The 26,994-nt window shown below is 59.9% G+C and carries 21 protein-coding genes and 1 pseudogene; 8 read left to right on the top strand and 14 right to left on the bottom strand.

Features of this window, described 5'->3' with window-relative positions; genetic code table 11:
• Positions 1-92 precede the first annotated feature (92 nt).
• Positions 93-1,289 carry an AAA family ATPase gene (locus JJD74_RS18025; protein ID WP_042557107.1) on the bottom strand — a complete coding sequence of 399 codons (1,197 nt, stop codon included), beginning with the start codon at positions 1,287-1,289 and terminating at the stop codon, positions 93-95.
• A gap of 224 nt (positions 1,290-1,513) precedes the next feature.
• On the opposite strand from JJD74_RS18025, the gene JJD74_RS18020 reads away from it, so the two are divergent.
• The 4 genes from JJD74_RS18020 (at position 1,514) to JJD74_RS18005 (ending at position 9,085) form a co-directional block, all read left to right on the top strand.
• Complete coding sequence (locus JJD74_RS18020; protein WP_042557108.1) at positions 1,514-2,617, top strand: efflux RND transporter periplasmic adaptor subunit; 1,104 nt, start codon at positions 1,514-1,516, stop codon at positions 2,615-2,617.
• The gene (locus JJD74_RS18015) at positions 2,614-3,681 is read left to right on the top strand and encodes an efflux RND transporter periplasmic adaptor subunit (RefSeq protein ID WP_200616358.1); all 1,068 of its coding nucleotides are present in this window, start codon (positions 2,614-2,616) and stop codon (positions 3,679-3,681) included. Before JJD74_RS18020 ends, JJD74_RS18015 begins: the two co-directional genes overlap by 4 nt.
• Positions 3,678-6,743, top strand: a complete 3,066-nt coding sequence (locus tag JJD74_RS18010; RefSeq protein ID WP_042557110.1) for an efflux RND transporter permease subunit — start codon at positions 3,678-3,680, stop codon at positions 6,741-6,743. Before JJD74_RS18015 ends, JJD74_RS18010 begins: the two co-directional genes overlap by 4 nt.
• Positions 6,744-6,832: 89 nt before the next feature.
• A complete protein-coding gene (locus JJD74_RS18005; RefSeq protein ID WP_200616356.1) occupies positions 6,833-9,085 on the top strand; it encodes a glycoside hydrolase in 2,253 nt (750 codons plus the stop codon).
• 1 nt (position 9,086) lies between these two features.
• On the opposite strand, the gene JJD74_RS18000 is transcribed toward JJD74_RS18005, so the two are convergent.
• The gene (locus JJD74_RS18000) at positions 9,087-9,713 is read right to left on the bottom strand and encodes a class I SAM-dependent methyltransferase (RefSeq protein ID WP_047299283.1); all 627 of its coding nucleotides are present in this window, start codon (positions 9,711-9,713) and stop codon (positions 9,087-9,089) included.
• 206 nt (positions 9,714-9,919) lie between these two features.
• Between JJD74_RS18000 and JJD74_RS17995 the strand changes: the two genes are divergently transcribed.
• The gene (locus JJD74_RS17995) at positions 9,920-11,326 is read left to right on the top strand and encodes a hypothetical protein (RefSeq protein WP_234451787.1); all 1,407 of its coding nucleotides are present in this window, start codon (positions 9,920-9,922) and stop codon (positions 11,324-11,326) included.
• A gap of 88 nt (positions 11,327-11,414) precedes the next feature.
• On the opposite strand, the gene JJD74_RS17990 is transcribed toward JJD74_RS17995, so the two are convergent.
• The 11 genes from JJD74_RS17990 to JJD74_RS17940 all read right to left on the bottom strand — a co-directional run bounded on the left by JJD74_RS17990 (position 11,415) and on the right by JJD74_RS17940 (position 22,947).
• Positions 11,415-12,059, bottom strand: coding sequence for a methionine ABC transporter permease (locus tag JJD74_RS17990; protein WP_042557114.1), 645 nt, complete (start codon positions 12,057-12,059; stop codon positions 11,415-11,417).
• Positions 12,049-13,170 (bottom strand): methionine ABC transporter ATP-binding protein, encoded by a 1,122-nt coding sequence (locus JJD74_RS17985; RefSeq protein ID WP_200616353.1) that lies wholly within the window; start codon positions 13,168-13,170, stop codon positions 12,049-12,051. Before JJD74_RS17985 ends, JJD74_RS17990 begins: the two co-directional genes overlap by 11 nt.
• Before the next feature lie 2 nt (positions 13,171-13,172).
• Positions 13,173-13,982: a MetQ/NlpA family ABC transporter substrate-binding protein gene (locus JJD74_RS17980; RefSeq protein WP_200616345.1), complete on the bottom strand. Its 810-nt coding sequence runs from the start codon at positions 13,980-13,982 to the stop codon at positions 13,173-13,175.
• Positions 13,983-14,107: 125 nt separating this feature from the next.
• Positions 14,108-15,460, bottom strand: a complete 1,353-nt coding sequence (locus tag JJD74_RS17975; protein ID WP_200616342.1) for an LLM class flavin-dependent oxidoreductase — start codon at positions 15,458-15,460, stop codon at positions 14,108-14,110.
• Positions 15,460-16,653: an SfnB family sulfur acquisition oxidoreductase gene (locus JJD74_RS17970; protein WP_200616339.1), complete on the bottom strand. Its 1,194-nt coding sequence runs from the start codon at positions 16,651-16,653 to the stop codon at positions 15,460-15,462. Before JJD74_RS17970 ends, JJD74_RS17975 begins: the two co-directional genes overlap by 1 nt.
• Positions 16,654-16,688: 35 nt before the next feature.
• On the bottom strand, positions 16,689-17,930 hold the full coding sequence (locus JJD74_RS17965; RefSeq protein WP_047299288.1) for an SfnB family sulfur acquisition oxidoreductase: 1,242 nt from the start codon (positions 17,928-17,930) through the stop codon (positions 16,689-16,691).
• 300 nt (positions 17,931-18,230) lie between these two features.
• Entirely contained in the window at positions 18,231-18,995 is a 765-nt protein-coding gene (locus JJD74_RS17960; RefSeq protein ID WP_200616335.1) for a hypothetical protein, read from the bottom strand.
• Between the two features lie 473 nt (positions 18,996-19,468).
• Positions 19,469-20,218: an L-cystine ABC transporter ATP-binding protein TcyN gene (gene tcyN, locus JJD74_RS17955; protein ID WP_115146055.1), complete on the bottom strand. Its 750-nt coding sequence runs from the start codon at positions 20,216-20,218 to the stop codon at positions 19,469-19,471.
• Between the two features lie 4 nt (positions 20,219-20,222).
• On the bottom strand, positions 20,223-20,888 hold the full coding sequence (gene tcyL / locus JJD74_RS17950) for a cystine ABC transporter permease (RefSeq protein ID WP_200616332.1): 666 nt from the start codon (positions 20,886-20,888) through the stop codon (positions 20,223-20,225).
• Positions 20,888-21,688: a cystine ABC transporter substrate-binding protein gene (gene tcyJ, locus JJD74_RS17945; RefSeq protein WP_042557123.1), complete on the bottom strand. Its 801-nt coding sequence runs from the start codon at positions 21,686-21,688 to the stop codon at positions 20,888-20,890. The genes tcyL and tcyJ overlap by 1 nt, the downstream gene beginning before the upstream one ends.
• A gap of 266 nt (positions 21,689-21,954) precedes the next feature.
• Positions 21,955-22,947: a D-cysteine desulfhydrase gene (locus tag JJD74_RS17940; protein ID WP_047299290.1), complete on the bottom strand. Its 993-nt coding sequence runs from the start codon at positions 22,945-22,947 to the stop codon at positions 21,955-21,957.
• 190 nt (positions 22,948-23,137) lie between these two features.
• Between JJD74_RS17940 and epsC the strand changes: the two genes are divergently transcribed.
• Positions 23,138-24,064, top strand: coding sequence for a serine O-acetyltransferase EpsC (gene epsC, locus JJD74_RS17935; RefSeq protein ID WP_200616328.1), 927 nt, complete (start codon positions 23,138-23,140; stop codon positions 24,062-24,064).
• A 399-nt stretch (positions 24,065-24,463) separates the two neighbouring features.
• On the top strand, positions 24,464-26,425 hold the full coding sequence (betT, locus tag JJD74_RS17930; RefSeq protein ID WP_164488118.1) for a choline transporter BetT: 1,962 nt from the start codon (positions 24,464-24,466) through the stop codon (positions 26,423-26,425).
• Positions 26,426-26,449: 24 nt separating this feature from the next.
• Here the strand turns inward: betT and JJD74_RS17925 are convergent, their stop codons facing one another.
• Positions 26,450-26,710 carry a hypothetical protein gene (locus tag JJD74_RS17925; protein WP_200616324.1) on the bottom strand — a complete coding sequence of 87 codons (261 nt, stop codon included), beginning with the start codon at positions 26,708-26,710 and terminating at the stop codon, positions 26,450-26,452.
• A gap of 119 nt (positions 26,711-26,829) precedes the next feature.
• Here JJD74_RS17925 and JJD74_RS30855 point away from each other — a divergent pair.
• Positions 26,830-26,931: pseudogene (locus JJD74_RS30855) on the top strand (type II toxin-antitoxin system HicB family antitoxin); the annotation flags it as partial.
• Positions 26,932-26,994 lie beyond the last annotated feature (63 nt).

The following is a 26,994-nucleotide window of genomic DNA, read 5'->3' as shown; positions in this document are numbered from 1 at the left end:
AAGGACAGGTTTTTGCTTGATACCAATAGGCTTTAACCGTTTTCGTGGCAGCCCAGAATCTGCCGCAGGCCACGATCTTTTTGGTTTCGGGATCAGTCAGGCCAATGCCACGCCGGCTCATCCAGCACGCGCTGCCCGACAATCCCGGTCTGCCCCAGCGTCTTCTCCAGCACAATGCAATTGCACTCCGGGTCTTCCTGCAACGCCGAAATCAATCGCCGCGCATGGGATACCACCCACACCTGACACTCTTGCGACGCCTTGATAATCAACCGCGCCAGCGCCGGCAGCAGGTCCGGGTGCAGACTGGTTTCTGGTTCGTTCAGCACCATCAACGACGGTGGTCGTGGCGTGAGCAATGCCGCGACCAGCAGCAGATAACGCAACGTCCCGTCCGACAGCTCCGCCGCCGACAATGGTCGCAACAACCCTTCCTGAAAAAACTCGATGGCAAAGCGTCCGCCGGCCTGGGATTCGATGTGCAACCGCGCGCCGGGAAATGCATCGGTGATGGCGGCCCGCATCGCGTCGGCATCGCCTATTTCGATGATCGTCTGCAACGCCGCTGCCAGATCGCGACCATCGTGATGCAATACCGGCGTGCGCGTACCCAGTTGCGGCTGGCGCACCGCGGCGTCGGCATCGCTGCGAAAGTGATCGTAGAAGCGCCAGCGGCGGATGAACTCGCGCATCTGGAACACTTCCGGCGAGCTGCGCAGGCTGCCGACCTGGTCGAACAGGCTGTCGAAGTTCGGTGTGTGTTGTGCCAGAACGTCCCATTTTCTCTCTGAGCGGGCACGGATCATTGGCCCGTCTCGGTCCACCAGCAGGCTGGCGGGCCGGTAATGAGGGCCAGCCCAGATGCATTCGCGCTTGATTTGCGGATCAAGGCTGAACCGCGAGGGAATCGGCCGCGGATTCTCCGGCAACATGAAGTGGCCGTTGGAATCGGGCAGCCCGAGGCTGATCGAATAACTGAAATCCTCCCCGGCAAACCCCAGGCGCAGGCGTTTGACGCCTTGGCGCACCGTCGGCTCGATCGCCACCTCACCGTTGCGCATCCGGCGACTGATGGTTTCCGGCCCGGCCCAGAACGTCGAATCCAGCCCGCCTTCACGGGCCAGCGCATTGACCACGCCGCCCTGCGCAGTTTCCGCCAACAGGCGCAGCGCCCGGTACAGGTTGGACTTGCCGCTGCCGTTGGGGCCGGTGATCAGGTTCAGCCGACCCAGCGGGATCACCAATTTATTGATCGAGCGGTAATTGGCCACCGCGAGGGTCTTGAGCATGGAAATCCTTCTCTTGATCGTTCCTGCGCGGGGCAGAGAAACGATCGCATTGTAGGCGTTGCCGCCGGCGGCGAGCTTTTGATCTTGATCTAAAAAGTAAAAGATCGTCGCCGGCTGCAGCGTCTACAGGGGTAAATGCAGCATCATGCGAGCAATGGCGGAACCCTGTTCTAAGCTCACAGTCGTATCGTCACTTGCACGTTCGTACACAGGAAGGAGTCTGCATGGCGAGTCCCGGATTGAAAACAGTGGTCGTGCTCGGCCTGCTCACATTGCTGGCCGCCTGTGGCGACAAGAAACAGGTCGAAAAAGAACTGCCCCGGGTCTTCGTGCAAGAGGTCAAACCGGCCGATTACGCGGCTTCGGTGACGCTGACCGGCGACGTTCAGGCGCGGGTGCAGACCGATCTGTCGTTCCGTGTCGGCGGCAAGATTATCCAGCGTTCGGTTGACGTCGGCGACCGCGTCACCGCCAAACAGGTGCTGGCCAAACTCGATCCGAAAGATTTGCAGACCAACGTCGACTCCGCACAAGCACAAGTGGTGGCCGAGCAGGCGCGGGTCAAACAGAGCGCAGCGGCTTTCGTCCGCCAGCAGAAACTCTTGCCCAAGGGCTACACCAGCCAATCCGAATATGACGCCGCGCAAGCACAATTGCGCAGCAGCCAGAGCGCGCTGACGGCCGCTCAGGCACAACTGGCCAATGCCCGCGAACAACTGAGCTACACCTCGCTGATCGCCGAAGCGCCGGGGATCATCACCGCGCGCCAGGCCGAAGTTGGCCAGGTTGTGCAAGCCACCGTGCCGATCTACAGCCTGGCCCGTGACGGTGAGCGCGACGCGGTGTTCAACGTCTACGAGTCGCTGTTGGCCGGACCGCCGACGGATCGCTCGATTGAAGTCAGCCTGCTCGATAATCCGAAAATCAAAACCACCGGCACGGTGCGTGAAATCACTCCGGCGGTATCCGCGCAGACCGGCACCGTGCAGGTCAAAGTCACCCTCGATAGCCTTCCGGAAGGTATGCAGCTCGGCTCGGTGGTCAGCGCCACGGCCAAGACGCCCGGCCAATCCGCCGTGGAACTGCCGTGGTCGGCGCTGACCAAAAACCTCAGCGAACCGGCGGTGTGGATCATTGATGGCGAGGGCCGCGCGCAACTGCACACGGTCACGGTCGGACGTTACCTGACCGGCAAAGTCATCGTCAGCGACGGCTTGAAGGCTGGCGACAAAGTCATCATCGCCGGCGGCCAGTTGCTGCATCCGGGGATGAAAGTCGAGATTGCCGAAAACACTTACAAGGATCTGCAAGTGGGAGCCCAGCCATGACGCGCCTGTTGTTGCTCACGGCGCTGCTGGCGCTGGCCGCGTGCTCGGAAAAAGAAGCGCCGCCGGAACCGGTGCGTCCGGTGTTGTCGGTGGAAGTGAAAACCCTCAATCAGGAAGACCTCGGCCGTTTTGCCGGGAGCATTCAGGCACGCTACGAAAGCAACGTTGGTTTCCGTATTCCGGGGCGTATCGCCAGCCGTAACGTCGATGTCGGCGCTGAAGTCGAGAAGGGCGCCTTGCTCGCCACACTCGACCCGACCGATCAGCAGAACCGGTTGCGCGCTGCCCAAGGGGATCTGGCGCGCGTTGAAGCGCAGTACATCAATGCCCAGGCCAACGCCCGTCGCCAGCAGCAATTGTTCGACCGTGGCGTCGGTGCGCAGGCGCAACTGGACATCGCCCAAACCGACCTTAAAACCACCAAGGCTTCGCTGGATCAAGCCAAAGCGTCGTTGAGCCAGGCCAAGGATCAGCTCGACTACGTGCAACTGCGCACCGATCACAAAGCCGTGGTCACCGCGTGGAATGCCGAGGCCGGGCAAGTGGTTACCGCCGGCCAGCAAGTGGTGACGCTGGCGCAACCGGACATCAAGGAAGCGGTGATCGACCTGCCCGATACCCTGGTCGATCAACTGCCACCGGATGTGGTGTTTCTGGTCGCCGCGCAACTCGACCCGAGTATCAACACCACCGCGACCATCCGCGAGATCGAACCCCAGGCCCAGAGCGCCACCCGCACCCGGCGTGCACGCCTGACGCTCACCGAGACGCCACCCGGTTTTCGTCTCGGCACAGCGATCAGCGTCACCCTCAGTTCGGCAATCAAACCTCGTCTCGAATTGCCGGTCAGCGTGTTGCAGGAAGTCGACGGCAAAACACGGATCTGGGTCATCGACCCGCAAGCGCAAACCGTCTCGCCACGTGACGTCACCCTGATCAGTCGAAATGACAGCACCGTGGTGCTGTCCGGCGGCGTCAAGGCTGGCGAGCGGGTGGTAACGGCCGGTGTGAACAGCCTCAAACCGGGGCAGAAAGTCAAAATCGACGAGGACAGTCCACGATGAAAGGGCCTTTCAACCTATCCGAATGGGCTCTGAAACATCAGTCGTTCGTCTGGTACCTGATGTTCGTCGCGCTGCTGATGGGCGTGTTCTCGTACATGAACCTGGGTCGCGAGGAAGACCCGTCGTTCACCATCAAGACCATGGTCATCCAGACCCGCTGGCCGGGTGCGACGCAAGAGGAAACCCTCAAACAGGTCACCGACCGCATCGAGAAAAAACTCGAAGAACTCGACTCCCTCGACTACGTGAAAAGTTACACGCGACCCGGAGAATCCACGGTGTTCGTGTACTTGCGCGATACCACCAGCGCCAAGGACATTCCGGACATCTGGTATCAGGTGCGCAAGAAGATCAACGACATTCGTGGCGACTTCCCCCAAGGCCTGCAAGGGCCGGGGTTCAACGATGAGTTCGGTGATGTGTTCGGCTCGGTGTATGCGTTTACCGCCGACGGCTTGTCGATGCGCCAGTTGCGCGATTACGTCGAACAGGTGCGTGCCGAGATCCGTGAAGTGCCGGGGCTGGGCAAGGTCGAGATGGTTGGCGAGCAGGATGAAGTGCTCTACCTGAACTTCTCCACGCGCAAACTGGCGGCGCTGGGCATCGATCAGCGTCAGGTGGTGCAGAGCCTGCAATCGCAAAACGCGGTGACTCCGGCGGGCGTTATCGAAGCCGGGCCGGAGCGCATTTCTGTGCGCACCTCTGGGCAATTTGCCTCGGAGAAAGACCTGGCTGACGTCAACCTGCGCCTTAATGACCGCTTCTATCGCCTCGCCGATATCGCCAACATCACTCGCGGCTACGTCGACCCGGCGACACCGGAGTTTCGTTTTGACGGTAAAAAAGCCATCGGCCTCGCGATTGCGATGAAGAAGGGCGGCAACATTCAGGAATTCGGCAAGGCGCTGCACCAACGCATGGAGGCGCTGACCGCCGACTTGCCGGTGGGCGTCGGCGTGCACACGGTTTCCGACCAGGCGGACGTGGTGGAAAAAGCCGTCGGCGGTTTCACCAGTGCGCTGTTCGAAGCGGTAATTATCGTGCTGGTGGTGAGCTTTATCAGCCTCGGCGTGCGCGCCGGTCTGGTGGTGGCGTGCTCGATTCCGCTGGTGCTGGCGATGGTCTTCGTGTTCATGGAATACAGCGGCATCACCATGCAGCGGATCTCCCTTGGCGCATTGATCATCGCCCTCGGCCTGCTGGTGGACGACGCGATGATCACGGTGGAGATGATGGTCACGCGCCTGGAAATGGGCGAGACCAAGGAGCAGGCGGCGACCTACGCCTACACCTCGACCGCGTTCCCGATGCTCACCGGTACGCTGGTGACCGTCGCCGGGTTCGTTCCGATCGGCCTCAACGCCAGTTCGGCGGGTGAGTACACCTTCACCCTGTTTGCGGTGATCGCCGTGGCGATGCTGGTGTCGTGGATTGTCGCGGTGCTGTTTGCACCCGTAATCGGCGTGCACATTCTCAGCGCCAACGTCAAACCGCACAGCGCTGAACCGGGTCGCATCGGCCGCGCGTTCAACTACGGCATGTTCTGGGCCATGCGCAACCGCTGGTGGGCGATCGGCATCACCATCGCGTTGTTCGTGGCGTCGGTATTCTCCATGCAGTTTGTGCAGAACCAGTTCTTCCCGTCTTCGGACCGCCCGGAAATCCTCGTCGACCTCAACCTGCCGCAAAACGCCTCGATGGCCGAAACCCGCAAGGCTGTGGACAGGCTCGAAGCGACGTTCAAGGATGACCCGGACATCGCGCGCTGGAGTACCTACATCGGCGAAGGCGCGATCCGTTTCTACCTGCCCCTCGACCAGCAATTGCAGAACCCGTACTACGCGCAACTGGTCATCGTGAGTAAGGGGCTGGAGTCGCGTGAGGCCCTGAGCCAGCGCCTGCGCGAACGTCTGCGAAAGGACTTTGTCGGCATTGGCAGTTACGTGCAGGCACTGGAGATGGGCCCGCCGGTAGGGCGGCCGATCCAGTACCGGGTCAGCGGCAAGGACATCGATCAGGTGCGCAAGCACGCGATCGAACTGGCCACCGAACTCGACAAGAACTCGCACATCGGCGAAATCATTTACGACTGGAACGAACCGGGCAAAGTCCTGCGCATCGACATCGCCCAGGACAAGGCGCGGCAACTCGGCTTGTCCTCGGAAGACGTCGCCAACCTGATGAACAGCATCGTCGTCGGTTCGCCGGTGACCCAGGTCGATGACGACATCTACCTGATCAACGTTATCGGTCGTGCCGAAGATGCCGAACGCGGTACGCCGGAGACCCTGCAAAACCTGCAGATCGTCACGCCGAGCGGCACATCGATTCCACTGCTGGCATTCGCCACCGTGCGCTATGAGCTGGAGCAGCCGCTGGTGTGGCGTCGCGACCGCAAGCCGACAATCACCATCAAAGCGGCGGTGCGCGATGAGATTCAGCCGACCGATCTGGTCAAGCAGCTCAAGCCCGACATCGACAAATTCGCCGCCGGGTTGCCGGTGGGCTACGAGGTCGCCACTGGCGGTACGGTCGAGGAAAGCGGCAAGGCTCAAGGGCCGATTGCCAAGGTCGTGCCGCTGATGCTGTTTTTGATGGCGACGTTCCTGATGATCCAGTTGCACAGTGTGCAGAAGCTGTTCCTGGTCGCGAGTGTCGCGCCGCTCGGCTTGATTGGCGTGGTGCTGGCGCTGATCCCGACGGGCACGCCGATGGGCTTCGTGGCGATCCTGGGGATCCTTGCGCTGATCGGTATCATCATCCGCAACTCGGTAATTCTGGTCACGCAGATCGACGAACTGGAGAAAGAAGGTCTGGAACCCTGGGATGCGGTGGCGAAAGCGACCGAGCACCGACGCCGCCCGATCCTGCTGACCGCTGCGGCGGCGAGCCTGGGCATGATTCCGATTGCCCGCGAAGTGTTCTGGGGGCCGATGGCTTACGCCATGATCGGCGGGATCATCATCGCCACCTTGCTGACGCTGCTGTTTCTGCCAGCGCTGTACGTCGCCTGGTACAAGATTCGCGAGCCGAAGAAAGACTCATCGCCGTCGGCACATTGATCGGTCTTGTTACACCTTTGGGAACGGTCTGACTTACAAGCGTCGTCCATTGCGTTACCGTCCCTCCTCCATTTGGAGGGGGACGCCTGATGTCTACGATTGCTTGCTGGCCGCGTCAGCTGCTGCTGATGCTCGGGTTGTGCCTGTCGCCCTCGACGCTGGCCGCAACGCTGTTGGCCAACGCACTGTGGCAGGTGCAGATCGACCCCGCGACCCTCGCCGTGCAGGTCACCCCGGTCGACCGCGCCAGCGTGCAGGCATCGACGGGGGTTGAAGCGCACAAGGTCAGTCAATTGGTCAGAAGCGGCAATCGCCTCGACTGGCAATGGGATGATGGCGCCTGGACCCTCAGTGCTGAACTCGATCAGCGCGACCTTTCGTTCTCGATTACCGCGCGCAAGCCAGGTGACTTCGAGTTCCTGCGCCAACCCGGCAGCGCCATGGGCAAAGGCTTGATCTGGCCGCTGGCCGAAGGGCACTACGTGCCGCGTGGGGATCAGGTCTGGCAGAAATTTCTGCTCGGTGAGGGCGCATTCAATACCACCCAGGATCTCGGCTTGCCGCTGTGGGGCGTTGTGCACGAGGGGTTCAGCCTCAATTGGCTGCTGAGCAATCCGTACAACAATCATCTGCTGTTCAGCGCTGATGGTCAGACCCTGGCGTTGTCCGCGCGGCATCAATTCACCTCATTGCAACCCTCGACGCCGCTGACGTTCAGCCTGTTTCTGGGCGACGCCGAACCGTTGGCGGGGGCCAAACGCTACCGGCAATGGCTGATCGATAACGGCCAATATGAAACGCTGAGCAGCAAGCTTGAGAAAAACCCGCAGGCCAGCAAGCTGCTGGGGGCCAGCCATGTCTACCTGTGGGGCAACGATCTGTTGGGAGCGAAAGATGTGCGCAACTGGCCGGCGCTGCTCGGCAAACTGCGCAGTCAGACGCCGCTGGCCAGTGCGCTGCGCGGCGCGATGGATCACGAAGCCTTGCAGATGCTCGCCGGCGAAGCCGTGCTCAATCGCTACCAGAAAACGGTGCTGCTGCGCAGTCTCAATCGTGCGCTCAACACCCTGGCGCGCAAAACCTGGCAAGCCCGCGCGGTGCCGGACATGCAGGCACTGGTCAGTGGTTATGGCGCCCTTCGCGGGCAACTGGCCGGCGAATTCGCGGGCGCTTTGACCGCCGATCCCAAGCGCTGGGGCAGCACCTTGTCGCTCGATACCCTCGAACGCTTGCACAGTGCAGGGCTGACGCGCTTGTGGCTGGGGCTTGGCGAGGGTTGGGAGGGCGGACTCTGGCATCCGGAGGTGGTTCGCGCAGCGGTTAAGGCGGGGTATCTGATCGCGCCGTATGACTCCTACCAGACCGCCCTGAGCCGGGACGAAAACCCGGACTGGATCACCGCGCACCTGGGCGACATGGCGAACACCGAATGCGCCATCGTGCTGGAAAACCGCACGCTGAAAACCGGATTCCAGCAGTCGGGACATTACACCGATCCGCGTTGCGTACGGCCGTTGCTGGAGAGACGCGTCACCGCCATCAGCGCCGCTGCCGGTTTCAACAGTTGGTTTCTCGACGCCTACGCCACGGGCATGGTGCTCGACATTTACCGCCCTGGTGCCACGATGACGCAAGCGCAAAATGCCGAAAGCAACGTCGAGGCGTCACGCTGGATCAATCAGGTCTTGCAACTGCCCACCGGCTCCGAGGATGGCAACGCGACCACAGCGCAAGGCGTGCTGTTTGCCCATGGCATGCAGACGCCCGTGATCGGCTGGGGCGATGTCGACATGAGCAAAAATCCTGCCTCTGAATACTTCGTCGGCAAATGGTATCCGCCGGAGCAACCGGCGGTGTTCTTCAAGCCTGTGCCGATCAAAGAACCGTACCGCCGCATCCACTTTGATCCGGCCAGCCGTTTGCCGCTGTATCAGGCAGTGTTCCACGGTTCGGTCATCACCACGCATCACTGGTTGTACGACAGCCTGAAGCTGAGCAACGTGCGGGCGGCGAATGAGCTTACGCAGTTGCTCTACAACGTGCCGCCGCTGTATCACCTGAGCGCGGCGACGCTTGCGCAGCGGCTGCCGCTGATGGCGCGGCAGGACGTTTTTTTCCGCCCGTTGCATGAACGTCTGGCGAAGCAGGAGATGACCGGATTCGAATGGCTAAGCGATGATCGGCGCGTGCAGCAGACAACCTTTGCGGACGGTACTCGATTGCTGGCCAACTTCGATCAAGCCGCGCGTGAAGTGCGCGGCAAGACCCTGCCGGGCGAGAGCCTCACGGTGTTGCTGCCCGACGGTACGGTGAGCCACTACCGGGTGCAGAACGCTCCCTGAGTCAGACCTTGCGCCAAACACTCGCCAGCCACGGCTGTTGCTCTCGCGGCAGCCCCGCTGGCCGGAAGTAGTGTTCCAGCTCGACGAAACCGGCCGCCGTGAGCAACCCGCGCCACGCCTCCAGATCGTGATAAGAGCCATAACGCGGGCCGTTCCAGCCCTCGCTGTTATCGCCGCGTGGATTGGAACTGAACAGCACGCCACCGGCTTTCAGGCTGCCGTGCAGTTGCTGCAAAACCCGCGGCAGTTCCTGCAACGGCACATGGAACAGCACCGCGTTGGCGAAAACGCCGTCGAAGCGCGCTGCGGGCAAATCCAGCTTCAGGAAATCTTGCTGCAGCACTTCGCAACCACTGTCCTCACGCGCCATCTGCGCAAATTTTTCCGAGCCGTCGAGGCCGACAGCAACATGGCCCATGCGCGTGAACGTCTGCAGATCCCGCCCCGGCCCACAGCCGAAATCAAGAATCGTGAACGGTGCCGTACCCTGAATATGCCGCAACAGCGCGTCGATGTTCTGGCTGACATCGTGATCGCGGGTGCCCTCGCGAAAGTCCTCGGCCACCGAATTGTAGTGGCCGAGGGTGGTGGCGGTGATCTGCTCGAGGTCGGTAGGGGTCTGCTTCATGATCGTTTCGTGACTGGACGGATAGAGGCCGACTATAGCGTGAAAGGTTGCGAACCAAGCACAAAACCGCCACTCATGTGCAATACATATGTACCGCACTCCAAGTGCTGCCATCGGATGTACTGACGCCCACGCGATAGACCACTGTCGCGATGTCTGTCCTGTTTATATTCGGGAGGATTCACTTAAAAAAAGGATTTTTTTTCATGGGCATTGTTCGTCAATCCGCCACCTCGCCATACAGCCGTAGCCCGGCGGATGCGCGGCCATCACGTAAAACGTCAGGCAGTGGACTGCCCGACCACCCACCTGCGGTGAAGAACTTTCGTCCAGACGTCGAGCATGCGGGCGTAGAAGTGGTTCGGCCAAGTGACACGCCATTCGCCGCCGTCACCGTTGAATCGTTGCCGCCTACCGAGGTGGTGCCTATCCACCCGGCGGTCACCACACTTGAGCGCTATCGTTTGAGAGCGCCGGCGACCCTGCCTGCGGCCAACGACTCGGGTCTCAGGATCATCAAGGGGCGCACTTACGCCGATATCGGTGCCGGCGAGATTGTCCAGGTTCGGCAGAGCGCACCCACTGGTGAGTATCGCGCGACACTGGTCTCTGAACTGAAGGCGTCGGGGCCGGAACTGTTCTTCGATCCGCAAAGCGCAACGTGGAAGCCTGGGCGTGCTCAGCGCCTCGGTAACCGTGGCACTGTCATTGATATCGATATTGATGCGCTCATTCACCAAGTAAGAAATCATTCGGCAAAAAAGCAGCGGGTTCACACCGGATTCAATGATGCGTTTGAACGCAAGACCGCAAACGACGCCCTGCTGGTTGCGCGCGGGTTGAAGCAGTTTGCGCCGGAGGAGGCAGCCTTGATTCGTTCGGAACTGCGCGTGGTTGAAGGCATTTTCGCGGATGCCGCTCACGTCGCAGGTCTGAATGACACAGAAACCGCGGCCGTTCATGAAAGTTTCTTTGGCAGCGAGCATCGCGCCGTTGCCTCGCAGGTTGCTGAATCAGTCGCGCGAGGTCTGGCGCTTTCCAGGGAGTATCAAGGTCGTTGGGGGGAGGAAAAATTCCTCGGGGTTGATACCGATACCAACAGCGAAGCCTGGATGTACAAGGGCAATTTTCATGGCCGGTTCTTCCTCAATCGCAAGTACATGCGGCAGGGGGAGTTGAGCATGTCTTTGGGTCATGAAATGTTGCACACCAACAGAATCGACCGTTTCCATTCGATTGGCCCAAACGCGGCAGATTTTTTCTATCTGGACGGCGATATGCGCAGCCTGCTGGGTGGGGACCCGCCAACCCGTTACGACGTTGCCGAGCGCGGCGTTTCCGAGTTGATCATGCGCGGTGGTTTGACCGTCGATTATCTGAACGCCTTTTCGGATTACCACGACAGCTTCCTGTTCGGTATCAGCGATTACTTGGGCATTGGCGACGATCTGGACCTGAAGACGGCGGTAAAACTGTTCAATGCCAATCCGCTGATGCGTGCGCACATGGCGTCGAACAATGCCGACAGCATTATTTACGCAGCAAAAAGCATGCAGGTGCTGCACCGCGCCAAGACCGAATATGCATGGCTCGACAGCCTGATCGACGATTGATTCGGACGAACGCAAATAAGTAGTTCGCAGCCGGCGGTATTCACCAATTCCCTTGCATAGCCGCAGGCTGCGATCTTTTCATCATGCTTCAGCGCTTGTTCAAGCCCCGCGCCAAGCGATCACCGCCCAACTGAATCACCGCCACCAGCGCCACCAGCAACACAATCACCGTCAGCATGATCTGGCTGTCGAAACGCTGATAGCCGTAGCGGTAAGCGATATCCCCCAGGCCGCCGGCGCCAATCGCGCCGGCCATGGCCGAGGAGTTGATCATCGTCACCAGGGTGATGGTGAACCCGCCGACAATCCCTGGCAGCGCCTCGGGCAGCAGCACATGCCAGACGATGTGCCAGCGCCGGCAACCCATCGCCTGCGCAGCTTCGATCAAGCCGTGGTCAACTTCACGCAAGCTCACCTCGGCGATCCGTGCAAAGAACGGCGTGGCAGCAATGGTCAGCGGCACCACCGCCGCCCACACGCCGTAGGTAGTGCCGACGATCAGCCGCGTAAACGGGATCAGCGCGACCATCAGAATCAGAAACGGGATCGAACGGAACAGGTTCACGAATGCGCCCAGGGCGCGGTTCAGCACCGGTGCTGCGTAGATCCCGCCCTTGTCGCTGGTGACCAGAATCACCGCCATGGGAATGCCCACCAGCAGCGCGATCAACGACGACACGCCGACCATCAAAAACGTGTCGATGAAACCCTGCAGCAAGCGATCAAACCACATAACCCAGCACCTCCACCCGTTGCGCCCATTGTCCGGCGCGTTGGCGCAATGTTTCGGCGTCCAGCGAAGCACCGCTGACCGCCAACAGCAACTGCCCCAGCGCGTGGCCCTGAATCCGTTCGACGCCGCCCTGCAACAACTTCACCCGCCCACCGAGGGCCGCGAATAACGCGGCCAGATCGGGCTCGTCGCTGGCGCTGCCAGTGAACTGCAAACGCAGAACCACAGCTGCTTCGCTGGAGGGCGAATGCGCGTGCAGACGGCTTTGCAACTCTTGCGGCAACGCATGTTGCAGCGGCGCAAGCAGTGTTTGGCTGACCTCGTGTTGCGGGTTGCCGAACACTTCCCAGACCGGACCTTGCTCGACGATTCGTCCGTGTTCCAGCACCACCACGCGGTCGCAGATTTCGCGAATCACTGCCATTTCGTGGGTTATCAATACGATGGTCAGGCCCAGACGCTGGTTGATCTCGCGCAGCAAACCGAGGATCGATTGCGTGGTCTCCGGATCGAGCGCCGAAGTCGCTTCGTCACACAGCAGAATATCCGGGTCATGCACCAGTGCGCGGGCGATGCCGACACGCTGTTTCTGCCCGCCTGAGAGCTGCGCCGGATAAGCCTTGTGCTTGCCTTGCAGGCCCACCAGTTCCAGCAGTTCGCGGACCTTGTTCTCGCATTGCTCTTTGGGCACACCGGCGACTTTCAGCGGCAACTCGACGTTCTGCCAAACGGTCTTGGCCGACATCAGATTGAAGTGCTGGAAAATCATGCCGATTCGCCGACGCAGAGCGACCAAACGGTTTTCATCGAACTCGCCAATGTCCACTTGATCGATCAGCACCCGCCCTGAAGTCGGTTGTTCCAGTCGATTGATCGTACGAATCAGCGACGACTTGCCGGCGCCGCTGCGGCCGATAATCCCGAACACTTCGCCGCGCTGGATCGCCAGGTCGATGCCTTGCAGCGCAGCGACCGGGCCTTGCCGGCCGTTGTAGGTTTTGCCGAGGTTGATGAAGCGCACGTGGGCGCGGTTCAGTTCCGGGTGCAGTTCTGTGCGTTCAGCATTCTTTGGCTCTGGAATCTCCAGTCGCCGTTGGGTCGCGGCCGTCATGCTCAGCTTTCCCAACCGGCCTGGTACAGCTTGCCGTGGGCCTTATCCAGTGCCGCGCGAACGGCTGGGGAATGCTGGTAGATATCGACGAATTTGATCAGGCGCGGGTCGGTTTTGCTCTTTGGCTGAATCACGAACTGGATCACGTACTCCTTGTGATCGAGGCCATCGAACAGCAGCGCCGAGCCGGCATCGAAGGTCTTCGCCAGGCGAATATAGGCCGGGTAGCCCTGGACCAGATCAGCGTCGTCGTAAGCGCGCACCAGTTGCACGGCTTCAACCTGGAGGATTTTGATTTTCTTCGGGTTGGCGACGATGTCGTCTTCGGTGGCTTTGTAGCCGACGCCCGGTTTGAGTTTGATCAGACCGGCCTTGGCCAGCAGTTGCAGACCGCGACCGCTGTTGATCGGGTCGTTGGCGATGGCAACGCTGGCGCCTTCCGGTAACTCGTCGAAGCTTGTGTATTTCTTCGAGTAGAGACCGACGTTGTTGATGATCCCCGGGGCGAACGGCACCAGGTCAAAACCTGCGGCGGCTTTGGCATTTTCGAGGAACGGGATGTGCTGAAAGTAGTTCACGTCAATGTCGCCGGCGGCGAGGCTGACGTTCGGTGCGATCCAGTCGGTGAACTCCACCAGCTCGACTTTCAGGCCTTGTTTGCTGGCCTCTTCGACGGCGGCTTCCAGCGGGATGGCGAAGGCTGCGGTGGTGCCGATTTTCAGCGGGGCGTCGGCGGCGAAAACCGCCGAGCTGAACAGGCCGAGGGCCAGGGCCAGTGCTTTGACTGGGTGGGACAGGATTTTCTTGGTCATGATGAGTTTTCCAGTCAGTGCATAAATTTGTGGTGTCTGTTCGGGCCTTATCGCTGGCAAGCCAGCTCCCACAGGTTTTGTGAACGCCACAGACCCTTGTGGGAGCTGGCTTGCCAGCGATGCTTTTAGCGGCGAAACGCGGAACCCGTGTGTTGCTCCGGCAACTGCGCCTCCCGGTGAAACAGTTTTTCCCGCAGGCTGCCCGTGTCATAAGCGGTCTTGTACGACCCACGCCGCTGCAACTCCGGAATCACCAAATCAATGAAATCCACGTAGCTTTCAGGCGTGACGATGCGGGTCAGGTTAAAACCGTCCAGACCGGTTTCGGCGATCCACGATTCCAGCTCATCCGCCACTTGCTCAGCCGAGCCGACCACGGTGATATAGCGACCACCGAGGGCGTGCTGGTCTAGCAACTTGCGCCGGGTCCAGTCGTTGTTTTGCAGGTTTTTGGTCGCGGATTGAATGGCGTTGCTCTTCACGTACTGGATCGGTTCGTCGATCTCGTACTGGGAAAAGTCGATGCCAGTGGACGCCGAGAAATGCGCAACACCCGCCTCGGCGCTGGCGTAACTCAGGTACTCGGCGTGCTTGGCCCAGGCGGCTTTTTCAGTTGCACCGACGATCACGTTGAGGCCCATGAACACCTTGATGTCCTCGGGATTGCGCCCGGCCTCTATAGCGCTGGCGCGGACCTTGTCGACCTGAACCTTGGTCGACGATTTGTTCTGGCCGCTGATGAACACGCACTCGGCGTGACGCCCGGCAAACAGCAAACCGCGATCAGAACTGCCGGCCTGAAACAGCACCGGCGTGCGCTGTGGCGACGGCTCGCAGAGGTGATAACCCTCGACCTGATAGAACTCGCCCTTGTGCTCGACCTTGTGCACTTTTTCCGGTTGGGCGTAGATACGCTGTTCGCGGTCGTTGAGCACCGCACCGTTTTCCCAGCTGCCTTCCCAGAGTTTGTAGAGCACTTCAAGGTATTCGTCGGCCTGGTCGTAGCGCCGGTCATGCTCGACTTGCTCGCTCAGGCCCATGGCTTTGGCGGCGCTGTCGAGGTAACCGGTGACGATGTTCCAGCCCACGCGACCACGGCTCAGATGATCGAGTGTCGACATGCGCCGGGCGAACAGATACGGCGGCTCGTAGGTGAGGTTGGCAGTCAGGCCGAAACCGAGGTTTTGCGTCACGGCAGCCATCGCCGAAACCAGCAACAACGGATCGTTGACCGGTAACTGGATCGACTCCTTCAGCGTGACATCTACCGAGTTCTGATAGACGTCGTACACGCCGACGATGTCGGCGATGAACAGCCCGTCGAACAGCCCTCGCTCCAGCAACTGCGCCAATTCGGTCCAGTATTCGATTCTATTGAATTGGGTCGACGTGTCGCGCGGGTGCGTCCACAAGCCATGGTTGATATGGCCGATGCAGTTCATGTTGAACGCGTTGAGCAGGATTTTTTTCTTGCTCATCAGATGGTGCCCCGCAGTGGCGGGTTTTCATCGTTGAGGTAGTAATTGCCAACCGCGTGATACTTCCAGCGCACCGGGTCGTGCAGGGTGTGCACCCGGGCGTTGCGCCAGTGGCGGTCGAGGCCGTGTTCGATCAGCGTGGCCTGGCTGCCGGCCAGTTCGAACAGCGTGCTGCCGGCGGCCAGCGAAATTTCAGTACTGATGGCGCGTGCTTCGGCGACGGCAATCGATGCCGCGGCGACGGTGTCCGCGTTGGTTTCGGCTTGCGCGACATCTAGGAATTCGCCTGCGCGTTCAAGCAAAGCCTCGGTCGCGTGCAGGCGAATACTCAAGTGGCCGAAGCTTTTCAGTGTCAGCGGATCTTCAGTGGCATTGTCATTACCCGAGTCGATCCATGGCCGGGTTTTGCTGCGCACAAAGTGCAGCGCATCTTCATAAGCGGCGCGGGCGATACCGGTGTCGATGGCGGCGTGAAGGATCTGCGCAAGCGGGCCGACGGTGGTCGGGCGTTCGAAGGCGCTTTGAAACGGCAGCACGTCTTGCGCTGCGACATACACGTCTTCGAACACCACTGAACCGCTGCCAGTGGTGCGCTGGCCGAAGCCGCTCCAGTCGTCGATCACGCTCAGGCCTTTGCTGTCAAGCGGGACGAAGGCCAGTTGCTGCACGCCGTTTTCATCGACCACGGAGGTAGGAATGCGCTGCGCGTAAATCGCCCCGGTTGCGTAGAACTTGCGGCCGTTGATGCGATAGCCGTCGCCATCACGTTTGAGGCTGGTAACGCGGTCGTGGGCGGTTCTGGTGCCCAGTTCCGCCAGTGCATTGCCAAAGCGCTGACCGGCCAGCACCTCGGCGTACAACCGTTGTTTCTGCGCGTGGCTGCCGTTTACCCTGAGGACTTCGAGGGCATAGAAATGGTTCTGCGGAATCTGCCCAAGAGAGCCGTCAGCCTGAGCGATCAGGGCGATGACTTTGGCCAGCGTGACGTTGGACACAGCGGCGCCGCCGTATTCCTTGGGGACAGTGATGCCCCACAGGCCGGAGCGGGAAAACACGTCGAGTTCGGGCAGCGGCAGGCGTCGTTCACGGTCGCGCAGGGCGCTGTCGCGTTTGAAATCTTCGGCCAGGTCGCTGGCGACGATCAGGGCTTGCTCATCGCTGGTAATGACCGCGACGGGATGGGAAAAAGTCATGTGCTTCTCCAGAGATCTGGTCAAAAGTGTTCTGGTCAAATCCAGGAATGGCGAGCCGGCAACGTGCCGTTCAGGCGATAGGCGCCGACCGCGTGATATTTCCAGCGCACCGGGTCGTGCAGCGTGTGCACGCGGGCGTTGCGCCAGTGACGGTCGAGGTTGAATTCGGCGAGGGTGGCGCGGCTGCCCGCCAGTTCGAAAAGCTTTTCGCTGGCCAGCAGCGAGATCTCGGTGGTCAGCACTTTGGCTTCAGCCACGGCAATCGAGGCGCGGGCGGCGGACTCGGCGGTGACTGGCGCGGCATGTACCTGATCGAGCACTTGCCCGGCCTTGCGCAGCAGCGCTTCGGCGGCATGCAGTTCGATTTTCAGCTTGCCGATGTCAGCTATGACATAGAGGTCATCGCTGGCGCGCTCGACCTTGGCGTCAATCCATGGCCGCGCGCGGGTTTTGACAAACTCGATGGCGTCTTCGATGGCGCCACGGGCGATGCCGGCGTCGATCGCTGCTTGAATCAGTTGTGACACCGCGCCTTGAATGTTCGGGGTTTCGTTGATCTTCCAGTTGTCGACGACAAGGCTCGCTTCGACGCGCACGTTGTTCAGCAGGATCGTGCCGCTGGCGGTGGTGCGCTGACCGAAACCCGACCAATCATCAACAATGCGCAAACCCGGTGTGCCGCGGCGGACGAAGGCCAGCACTTGCTTGCCGTCATCGTTGAGCGCTTTGACCGCGACCCAGTGCGCAAACAGCGCGCCGGTGGAATAAAACTTCTGGCCGTTGATCACGTACTCATCGCCGTCAGCGGTGATGCGCGCTTTCAGTTCCAGGGTGTTTTTGGTGCCGCGTTCAGGGCCGGCATTGCCGATGCGCCAGCCTTCCAGAACACTTTGGAACAGCTGCCTTTTCTGCGCTTCGGTGGCGCAGCCAAGCACCAGGTTGATGATGCCGAACTGGTTCTGCGGGATCTGTCCCAGCGCCGGATCGGCGGCGGAAATAATTGCGAACACCTCGGCCAGCGTGACGAACGAAACCTGCGGACCACCGTATTCGCGCGGAATGGCAATGCTGCCCAGACCACTGCGGGTGAACTGTTCGATTTCCGACCACGGCAATTTGCGTTGGCGGTCGCGCTTGGCGGCCTGCACGCGGGCGACTTGCGCCAGCTCAAGGGCGGCCTCTAGGGCTTGGGCGTCGTTGCGCAAGACTTGCGCGGGCAACAACAGCGGGGCGATGTCCAGATCGGACTGGACGATTGCATCTGCCAGACTGGACATCAGTGCCGCTCCTTGGCTGCACGCAATGCCCTGGCGATCTGCACTGGGGTGATTGTGTTCCGGACCATACTACCTACCTCACTTCTCATGAAAACGCCGCACAGTGCAGCGAAAGAAAGAATGTCCGGTGGTCCGGTTCATATACCCTAAACGTGTATAAAAATTAAATAAACTAACTTTTAGGAATATGTATAGAAGGGTTGATGGTCGAGTTGGTCAAGATTTCCAAGGTTGGTAAAACACTTGCGGTGAACGTGAACGATGGTGAGGCGAACGTTCCCTCACCCGTTGGATTCACTGCTAAGGCTTGCGCATTTCGGCCGCCTTGAGTGCTTGCCTCAATGGCACCTTCAAGTAGGGGTTCACGCAACCGATCTTCAGTGTCCGTGGCGGTGCCCAGCGCGAGTTGTTGCCGACCCGGTCGAGGATGCAGTAGGTCACGTCCAGGCGCATATCCTCGCCGGCTTCGACGATGACCGCCGGCGGCACCCAGACCTGAATCGGCAGCCCGATATCGGCAGCCGTGATCGGCGCGAGATCCATACGGACATCGCCCCAGCGCAAAGTGATGGCGTCGTCTTCCGCCATGTTCAGGTAGGGCTCTATGGTCAGTGGCACACCGCGTTTGATCTGATTCGGATTCACCCCCTGACGGCGAATGGCATCGGGAATTATCACCGGCGCCAGTTGCTGGTTTTCGTCACCGCACACGGCGGCTGGCTGGCCGCCAGGACAATCGAGTTTGACCCGCACGCGCGTTGCCGCCGACAGTGCCGCGCCGTGACCGACTTGCATCACCCGGTAGTGGATACGCGCGGTGCCGTTGGCAATGAAACTCTCCGGCACACGCATGCTGATCGACTCGCCAACGTCCTCGGCGGTCAGCACCTTTGATGCGACGTAGCACTTGTTCCAGAACAGTTCGATCAGGTCGCCGCAGTCCATGTCGGGATAGGGCGAAACGGCGACCAGCAGATGTGCGGCGGCGGTCAGGTTGATGCCGGTTTTTTGCGCTGGCGACAGTGTCGGTGCTGCCAGTTCGGGGGTATGCGAAGTGCGAGTCATCGATTTCTCTCCTTGAAGCCTTGCAGCGAAGTCCGTTTCTGGAAGAACAAATGGCATGAATCAACTGGCAATAAAGCAATGAACATTTTGTTCAACTTGAGAGCGAGTTGATTAAACTAAGTAGTGCCGGTTGGCGACTAGATAAGAGGGTGCGGGGAGGGGTGTCAATAGTCGGCGGTAGTTAATCTGGGAATCGAGGTTCTATCAGAAGTTTCCTACGCTTCTGAAGTCGAACTCCTAGGCGTAAAGGCGAATCTGACTACCTTTCACAGGCTTTTTTAGCCGTTTTGACGCAGAGTTATTCATACTCACGCCAGTGACATTCGATAAGTTTCAGACGAGTTTTATCTGTTGCAGAACATATATACATGTAGTGCATTGAGTGTGTCTGCTGTGTATATAGTCGGGAGGGGATTGAGCGGGGTGAAGATAACTTCCATCCATGGAAGTTTGAGAGGGTGCATTAAACAATCTCAGGCGTGATTCAGGAACTTGCTGAGAAACTGTTGAGTGCGTTCTTCTTTCGGGTTGGCAAACAACGCTTTGGCTTCACCTTGTTCAACGATCACGCCCTTGTCGAAAAACACCACGCGGTTGGCCACGTCACGGGCGAAGCCCATTTCGTGGGTGACGATCACCATGGTGCGTTTTTCTTCAGCGAGACCGCGGATGGTCGCCAGCACTTCGCCGACCAGTTCCGGGTCGAGGGCCGAAGTCGGCTCGTCGAACAGGATCACTTCCGGCTCCATCGCCAACGCACGGGCAATCGCGACGCGCTGTTGCTGACCCCCGGAAAGTCGACGCGGATAAGCGTCTTCCTTGCCGGCGAGACCGACCTTGGTCAGTAGCTTCTTGCCCAGGGCAACCGCTTGTTCGCGCGGCATCTTCTTGACCACGATCGGCCCTTCGATGACGTTTTCCAGAGCGGTGCGATGGGGGAAGAGGTTGAAGTTCTGGAACACGAAGCCCACGTGCTGGCGCAGATTGCGCACCAGACCTTGCTGCTGGTTCAGCGGGCGGCGGGTATCGATTTCGATATCGCCGACCTTGATCCGGCCGCTGGTGGGTTCTTCAAGGAAATTCAGGCAGCGCAGGAACGTCGTCTTGCCCGAGCCGCTAGGGCCGATGATCGCGACGACCTCGCCTTCCTTTACCTCAAGGTCAATGCCGTTGAGCACCACTTGACCCTTGAACTGCTTTGTCAGTTTTTCCACGACAATCATGGGGTCAGTACTCCTGGTCGTGCCGATTGACCCGCTCTTCCAACTTGTTCTGCAAGTGCGACAGCACCGTGGCCAGAATCCAGTAGATCAGCGCGGCGGCAAGATACATGGTGAAGACTTCGAAAGTCCGGGCGGTAATCAGCTGCGCCTGACGGAATAGTTCCGGCACCTGAATGGTTGCGGCCAGTGCCGTGTCCTTGACCAGTGAAATGAAGCTGTTGCCCAGCGGCGGCAATGCCGTGCGCATCGCTTGCGGCAGAATGGCCCGACGCAAGGTTTGCGCGCGGGTCATGCCGATGCTCGCAGCGGCCTCCCACTGGCCGCGTTCGATCGAGCCGATCGCGGAGCGCAGGATTTCACAGGCGTAGGCGGCCATGTTCAGCGAGAAGCCGATCAGCGCCGCTGGCAGCGGATCAAGCTCCAGGCCCATTTGCGGCAAGCCGTAATAGATCACGAACAGCTGCACCAGCAACGGCGTGCCGCGAAAGAACGACACGTAGATGCGGGCCAGCCAGCTGACCGACTTGAAGCGCGACAGGCGCATCAACGCCAGGCCAAAGCCCAGCAGCAGGCCGAAGAACATCCCGCCGAGGCTGAGGACAACCGTGTAATACGCGCCCTTGAGCAGGAAGGGCGCGGAATCAAGTGCGAGTTGGAAAGCTTCTTCCATTATTTAGTGACGTCTGCGTTGAAGTATTTTTCCGACAGCTTCTTCAGGGTGCCGTCTGCACGCAGTTCGTCGAGGGCCTTGTTCAGGGCGGCCAGCAGTTCCGGCTCGTTTTTGCGCAAGGCAATGCCGGACTCCTGACGGGAAAAGGCTTCACCGGCAGCGACAGTTTTCGGAGCTTTTTTGGCGTACTCAAGGGCGGCCAGACGGTCGATCAGGATAGCGTCAGTGCGGCCATTGTTCAGGTCGGCGAACTTGGTCGGATCATCATCGTAGGTACGCACGTCTGCACCCGGCACGTTGGCGCGGACCCACTGCTCGTAGTTGGTGCCCAGACCTACACCGACTTTCTTGCCGGCCAGGTCAGCGGCGGTCTTGATGTTCAGTGCGGATTCCTTGTTCTTCAGCACCAACGCCTGGATACCGGAGACGGTGTACGGTTCGGAGAAGTCGTACTTCTTCTTGCGCTCCTCGGAGATGGTCACCTGATTGACCACGACGTCCAGGCGCTTGGATTCCAGCGCAGCGAGGATGCCATCCCATTTGGTTGGCTGGATCTTGGCTTTGACACCGAGTTTTTGCGCCAGGGCTTCGGAGAGCTCGACTTCGAAACCGGAGAGTTTGCCGTCGGCATCGACGAAGCTGAACGGTGGGTAAGTGCCTTCCAGGCCGACGTTGATAACGCCTTTGTCCTTGATCTGTTGCAACTGCTCACCGGCCACTGCCTGGCCGATCAGACCGGCGCTCAGCGCCAGGCCCAGCGAACCAACCAGCAGATTGCGACGTAGTGCGGAAAAATTCATGACAAGCCCCTGTGTTTTCTTATGGAAGACGCTTAAGGAATGTAGGCAAATGGGTGATTTGAACGACAGCGCTATCCTGCCTTAAAGCAGCTTATGCGTCTCTCGCGAAATTCGCCTGCGGCGAGACTATATGGCTTCTGTCTTAGACTTGAAAATACTAATTATTTAATTTGATATTCATTTTTAGAATATATGGCGAATTCGAAAAAATCGCAGCCTTTCTCCTCTCAGGAGCTGCCGAAGGCTGCGATCTTTTGATCTGTCGGCTACAGAAAATCCTTATAGGCGAACAACGCCGGGGCCCCACCGGTGTGCAGAAAAATAATCGGACCTTGATCGAAGCGCGAACGGCCAATGCCATCGAGCAAACCCGCCATGGCCTTGCCGGTATACACCGGGTCGAGTAACAGGCCTTCCTGACTGGCTAACAACTTTACCGCCGCCAGTGTCCCGGCATTCGGTTCGCCGTAGCGCGGGCCGAAGTATTCGTCCCACAATTCGACTTTGAAGCTTGCCGGCAGCGCTACACCGAGCAGCTCCGCCGTGCGTTCGGCCAGACCCTGCACCTTCGGGCGCTGGTCTTCTTCGCTACGCGAAACGGTTACGCCGATCACCGGCAATTCGGGCAACGCTTCGCTCAGGGCCAGCGCCAGACCGCTGTGCGTGCCGGCGCTGCCCGAAGCCAACACCACGGCAGCAAAGTCGAGGCCGGTGTCTTTGATCTGCTCGGCCAGTTCCAGGCCTGCACGCACATAACCCAGCGCACCGAGCGCATTCGAGCCACCGATCGGCACCAGATACGGCTTCTTGCCGTTGCTGCGCAGGCGCGCGGCGAGGGCGGCCAGTTGTTCGTCGGCGTTGTCGAGGTTTTCGACCAGCTCGACTTTGGTGTCGAACAGATCCAGCAGCAGTCGATTGCCGTTGCCGGTGTAATTGCTGTCGTCAGTGCCCAACGGATTTTCCAGCAGCGCGACACAACTCAGGCCCAGTTTGGCGGCCAGCGCTGCGGTCTGGCGAACATGGTTCGATTGCAGTGCGCCGGCGGTGATCAGCGTGTCGGCGCCCTGCGCGAGCGCATCGGCGGCGAGGTATTCGAGTTTGCGTAATTTGTTGCCACCCATGGCCAGCGGCGTCAGATCATCGCGTTTGATGTAAACGTCGCGGCCGAGCCAGGCAGAGAGGCGCTCAAGTTTTTCCAGTGGGGTTGGTTGGCCGAGCAGGTCGAGACGGTTAAAACGGTCCAGCTGTTGTTTAATCATGAGTCCGTACTGGCGGAGAAAGATGAAAGGACTATAGGCAGTCGATTTTGCAGGGGCAACCGCGAATCGCTTATAGCCAAATGGACTGAGGCCAGCACTATCGGTTCTTAATTCGCCCTCGCAAGCATGCCGTAAAGTGGTCGCCGTTGACGCGGCCAGACAGTCCGGCCGCCCGTGAGGAGTCTTTATCGTGAGCGAGCGTTCCAGCCATTGGCAATTGCAGACCATCGTCAGCCAACTGCGCACCGCGCGGGATCAGTGGCGCGCACAGAATGGCCGGGCCACCGGCGAGCAGGGTGGCCGCGAGTTGCCGTCGCGGGCGGCGATGGCGGAGATTCTCGAGGCTTTATGTGGTGCGTTGTTCCCGATGCGCCTGGGGCCGGTCGATCTGCGCGAAGAAAGTGAAGATTTTTATGTGGGGCACACCCTCGACGTCGCGTTGAATGCCTTGCTGGCGCAGACGCGACTTGAGCTGCGTTATGTTGCCCGGCACAGCGCGCAGGTCGACACCGAAGTTGATGCTCGGGCGATCCAGATCGTCCAGGATTTCGCCGTTGCCTTGCCGGGGTTGCGCACGCTGCTCGACACCGACGTGCTGGCGGCCTATCACGGCGATCCGGCAGCGCGCAGCGTTGATGAAGTGCTGCTGTGCTACCCGGGGATTCTGGCGGTGATTCACCATCGTCTGGCGCACCATTTGTATCGCGCCGGGTTGCCGTTGCTGGCGCGGATCAGCGCGGAAATCGCTCACTCGGCGACGGGCATCGATATCCACCCGGGCGCGCAGATCGGCCGCAGTTTTTTCATCGACCACGGCACGGGTGTGGTGATCGGCGAGACCGCGATTATTGGTGAGCGGGTGCGGATTTATCAGGCAGTGACTTTGGGCGCCAAACGCTTCCCGGCAGATGAAGACGGGCAGTTGCAGAAGGGCCATCCACGGCATCCGATTGTTGAAGATGACGTGGTGATTTATGCCGGGGCGACGATTCTTGGACGGATCACCATTGGCAAGGGCTCGACCATTGGCGGCAATGTGTGGCTGACCCGCAGTGTGCCGGCCGGGTGCAATTTGACTCAGGCCAATTTGCAGCATGATGACGGGACGCAGAAGTAGGTTTCTGAATCTGCGTTGCTGCTTCGGGCCTCATCGCGAGCAGGCTCGCTGCCACAGTGGAACGCACTCCAAAGTGGGAGCGAGCCTGCTCGCGAATGTTTTAAGGTTGTATCGAGATAATGGCCTTCCGCCAATTGTTCAGTGAACGATTCGCCCAAAACCAACGTCATACCCCTCCTTGAGCTAGCGTAGGAAAGCTACCGCTTAGCCGTGCGATTAGTCCTTAGCGCCCTATCCATGTTTAACTTGAACGTTCATTCAAGTTAAACCGGTGGTTCGCTGCCCGCTCACAACAGGAGGCTTGCCTTTGCTGAGTCCGATCATTTCAGCCACGTTTCAACCCCTAGAGGTGCACGTTTCATGAGTGCATCGTCTACCCCCGCCAGCGGTCTGGTGCGGATGAATCCGCCGGTGTTCTATTTCGCCGCGACGTTTATTCTGCTGTTTGGTCTCGTTGTCATCGCCATGCCGCAACAGGCCGGTGCCTGGCTGCTTGAAGCACAAAACTGGGCGGCCAACACGGTCGGCTGGTATTACATGCTCGCGATGACGCTGTATCTGGTCTTCGTGGTGGTCACCGCGTTATCCGGCTACGGCAAGATAAAACTCGGTGCCGACCACGACGAACCCGAGTTCAGTTATCTGTCCTGGGCCGGCATGCTGTTCGCCGCCGGGATCAGCATTACGCTGTTCTTTTTCTGCGTTTCAGAGCCGTTGACTCACATGCTGCAGCCGCCGCAAGGCGAGGCCGGCACCGCGGATGCGGCGCGTCAGGCCATGCAGGTGCTGTTTCTGCACTGGGGCCTGCATGGCTGGGGCGTTTTCGCCTTCGTCGGCATGGCCCTGGCGTACTTCGCCTATCGGCATAACCTGCCGCTGGCCCTGCGCTCGGCGCTGTATCCACTGATCGGCAAACGCATCAACGGCCCGATTGGTTACGCGGTGGATGGCTTCGGCATCATCGCCACGGTGTTCGGTCTCGGCGCCGACATGGGCTTCGGTGTGCTGCACCTCAACTCGGGTCTCGACTACCTGTTCGGCATTGCCCACACACAGTGGATTCAGGTCGGCCTGATCACGCTGATGATGGGCGCGGCGATCCTCGTCGCCGTGGCCGGGGTCGATAAAGGCGTGCGGGTGATGTCCGACATCAACATGCTGCTGGCCTGTGCGCTGCTGCTGTTCGTGCTGTTCGCCGGCCCGACTCAGCACCTGCTCAACACCTTGATCCAGAACATCGGCGACTACCTCGGCGCTTTGCCGATGAAGAGTTTCGACCTCTACGCCTATGACAAACCGAGCGACTGGCTCGGCGGCTGGACAGTGTTCTACTGGGCCTGGTGGATTGCATGGTCGCCGTTCGTGGGCCTGTTCATTGCGCGGATTTCCCGTGGTCGCACCATCCGTGAATTCGTTTTCGGCGTGCTGTTGATTCCGCTCGGTTTCACCTTGGCGTGGATGTCGATCTTCGGCAACAGCGCCATCGATCAGGTGCTCAATCACGGAATGTCGGCGATGGGCATGTCGGCGATCGAGAATCCGTCGATGACCCTCTACCTGCTGCTGGAAACCTACCCGTGGAGCAAAACTGTCATCGCCGTGACGGTGTTTATCAGCTTCGTATTCTTCGTCACCTCTGCTGACTCCGGCACGGTGGTGCTCTCGACCCTGTCCGCCAAGGGCGGCAACCCTGACGAAGACGGGCCTAAATGGCTGCGGGTGTTCTGGGGCGCGATGACAGCGTTGATCACCAGTGCGCTGCTGTTCTCCGGCAGCATCGATGCACTCAAGTCAGCGGTGGTGCTGACCTCGTTGCCGTTCTCGTTGATTCTGTTGCTGATGATGTGGGGCCTGCACAAGGCGTTCTATCTCGAATCGCAGAAGCAGATCGCGCAACTGCATTCGCTGGCGCCGGTGTCCGGTTCGCGGCGCGGCACGGGTGGCTGGCGACAACGCCTGAGCCAGGCTGTGCACTTCCCGTCGCGTGATGAGGTGTACCGTTTCATGGACAGCACGGTGCGCCCGGCGATCGAAGAAGTGACGGCGGTGTTCGTCGAGAAGGGCTTGAATGTGGTCACTCAGCCCGATCCTGCGCACGACAACGTCAGCCTGGAAATCGGCCATGGCGAGCAGCATCCGTTCATCTATCAGGTGCAGATGCGCGGCTACTTCACGCCGTCGTTCGCACGTGGCGGCATGGGCTCCAAACAGCTCAACAATCGCCGTTACTACCGCGCTGAAGTGCACCTGAGCGAGGGCAGTCAGGATTACGATCTGGTGGGTTACACCAAGGAACAGATCATCAACGACATCCTCGACCAGTACGAACGCCACATGCAGTTCCTGCACCTGGTGCGTTGATCATGAGCTGGGCGCCGGGTCTGTTCAGGACTCGGCGCTCAGCGCCATGAACAACACCATCGCCGCCACCGGCACGCCGAACACCACACTGCCGATCCCCAGCTCCGCTCCCACGGACTGGCCGGCATGCACCACCCCCACCGCGCCATTAATCACCGTCAACGCCAGCCACAGCGCGGCGAAGCCGTAGGCCAATGTCTGCCGGCTGAAGCCGATACGCTCGCCGATGTAGAGCATCAGGGCCAGAAGGACCAGGCCGAAGAAAATGATGATGGCGGTGTGCATGGGTGTGCCTGCCTGTGGATGTGCATTGCCCGAAAGATCGCCTCCTCGGTACTACTTGTTGGAGCATAGTCAAACCAGACCCACTATTCTGCATTCGTCCGTTGACTCGTCTGACGACCACTGCGCTGGAGCGTATTGACCAGACGGTCCGGGTTGATCAGCGCTACAGTTCCCACCCGGAGTTTCTGGCTGGCGCAGCTTTGCGCGAACTATCGGCCTGACTGAGATCCTGTGGGAGCGAGCTTGCTCGCCAAGCAGTCGACACCTGTTTCAAGACAAACAAG

Origin of the sequence: Pseudomonas sp. MF6776, assembly GCF_016613125.1 — a bacterium.
GTDB classification, from domain to species: domain Bacteria; phylum Pseudomonadota; class Gammaproteobacteria; order Pseudomonadales; family Pseudomonadaceae; genus Aquipseudomonas; species Aquipseudomonas iridis.
The sequence above is the reverse complement of the archived record's forward strand: the minus strand, read 5'-3'. Positions and strand labels throughout refer to the sequence as shown.

Bases quoted from the DNA above. Each gene is read 5' to 3' on its own strand.
- JJD74_RS18015 (WP_200616358.1), top strand. From the start codon at position 2,614: ATGACGCGCCTGTTGTTGCTCACGGCGCTGCTGGCGCTGGCCGCGTGC.
- JJD74_RS18025 (WP_042557107.1), bottom strand. From the start codon at position 1,289: ATGCTCAAGACCCTCGCGGTGGCCAATTACCGCTCGATCAATAAATTG.
- JJD74_RS17925 (WP_200616324.1), bottom strand. From the start codon at position 26,710: ATGCACACCGCCATCATCATTTTCTTCGGCCTGGTCCTTCTGGCCCTG.
- JJD74_RS17985 (WP_200616353.1), bottom strand. From the start codon at position 13,170: ATGACGGCCGCGACCCAACGGCGACTGGAGATTCCAGAGCCAAAGAAT.
- JJD74_RS17965 (WP_047299288.1), bottom strand. From the start codon at position 17,930: ATGTCCAGTCTGGCAGATGCAATCGTCCAGTCCGATCTGGACATCGCC.
- JJD74_RS18010 (WP_042557110.1), top strand. From the start codon at position 3,678: ATGAAAGGGCCTTTCAACCTATCCGAATGGGCTCTGAAACATCAGTCG.
- JJD74_RS17990 (WP_042557114.1), bottom strand. From the start codon at position 12,059: ATGTGGTTTGATCGCTTGCTGCAGGGTTTCATCGACACGTTTTTGATG.
- tcyJ (WP_042557123.1), bottom strand. From the start codon at position 21,688: ATGAATTTTTCCGCACTACGTCGCAATCTGCTGGTTGGTTCGCTGGGC.
- JJD74_RS17960 (WP_200616335.1), bottom strand. From the start codon at position 18,995: ATGACTCGCACTTCGCATACCCCCGAACTGGCAGCACCGACACTGTCG.
- JJD74_RS18020 (WP_042557108.1), top strand. From the start codon at position 1,514: ATGGCGAGTCCCGGATTGAAAACAGTGGTCGTGCTCGGCCTGCTCACA.
- JJD74_RS18005 (WP_200616356.1), top strand. From the start codon at position 6,833: ATGTCTACGATTGCTTGCTGGCCGCGTCAGCTGCTGCTGATGCTCGGG.
- tcyN (WP_115146055.1), bottom strand. From the start codon at position 20,218: ATGATTGTCGTGGAAAAACTGACAAAGCAGTTCAAGGGTCAAGTGGTG.
- JJD74_RS18000 (WP_047299283.1), bottom strand. From the start codon at position 9,713: ATGAAGCAGACCCCTACCGACCTCGAGCAGATCACCGCCACCACCCTC.
- JJD74_RS17970 (WP_200616339.1), bottom strand. From the start codon at position 16,653: ATGACTTTTTCCCATCCCGTCGCGGTCATTACCAGCGATGAGCAAGCC.
- JJD74_RS17980 (WP_200616345.1), bottom strand. From the start codon at position 13,982: ATGACCAAGAAAATCCTGTCCCACCCAGTCAAAGCACTGGCCCTGGCC.
- JJD74_RS17940 (WP_047299290.1), bottom strand. From the start codon at position 22,947: ATGATTAAACAACAGCTGGACCGTTTTAACCGTCTCGACCTGCTCGGC.
- betT (WP_164488118.1), top strand. From the start codon at position 24,464: ATGAATCCGCCGGTGTTCTATTTCGCCGCGACGTTTATTCTGCTGTTT.
- tcyL (WP_200616332.1), bottom strand. From the start codon at position 20,888: ATGGAAGAAGCTTTCCAACTCGCACTTGATTCCGCGCCCTTCCTGCTC.
- JJD74_RS17995 (WP_234451787.1), top strand. From the start codon at position 9,920: ATGGGCATTGTTCGTCAATCCGCCACCTCGCCATACAGCCGTAGCCCG.
- JJD74_RS17975 (WP_200616342.1), bottom strand. From the start codon at position 15,460: ATGAGCAAGAAAAAAATCCTGCTCAACGCGTTCAACATGAACTGCATC.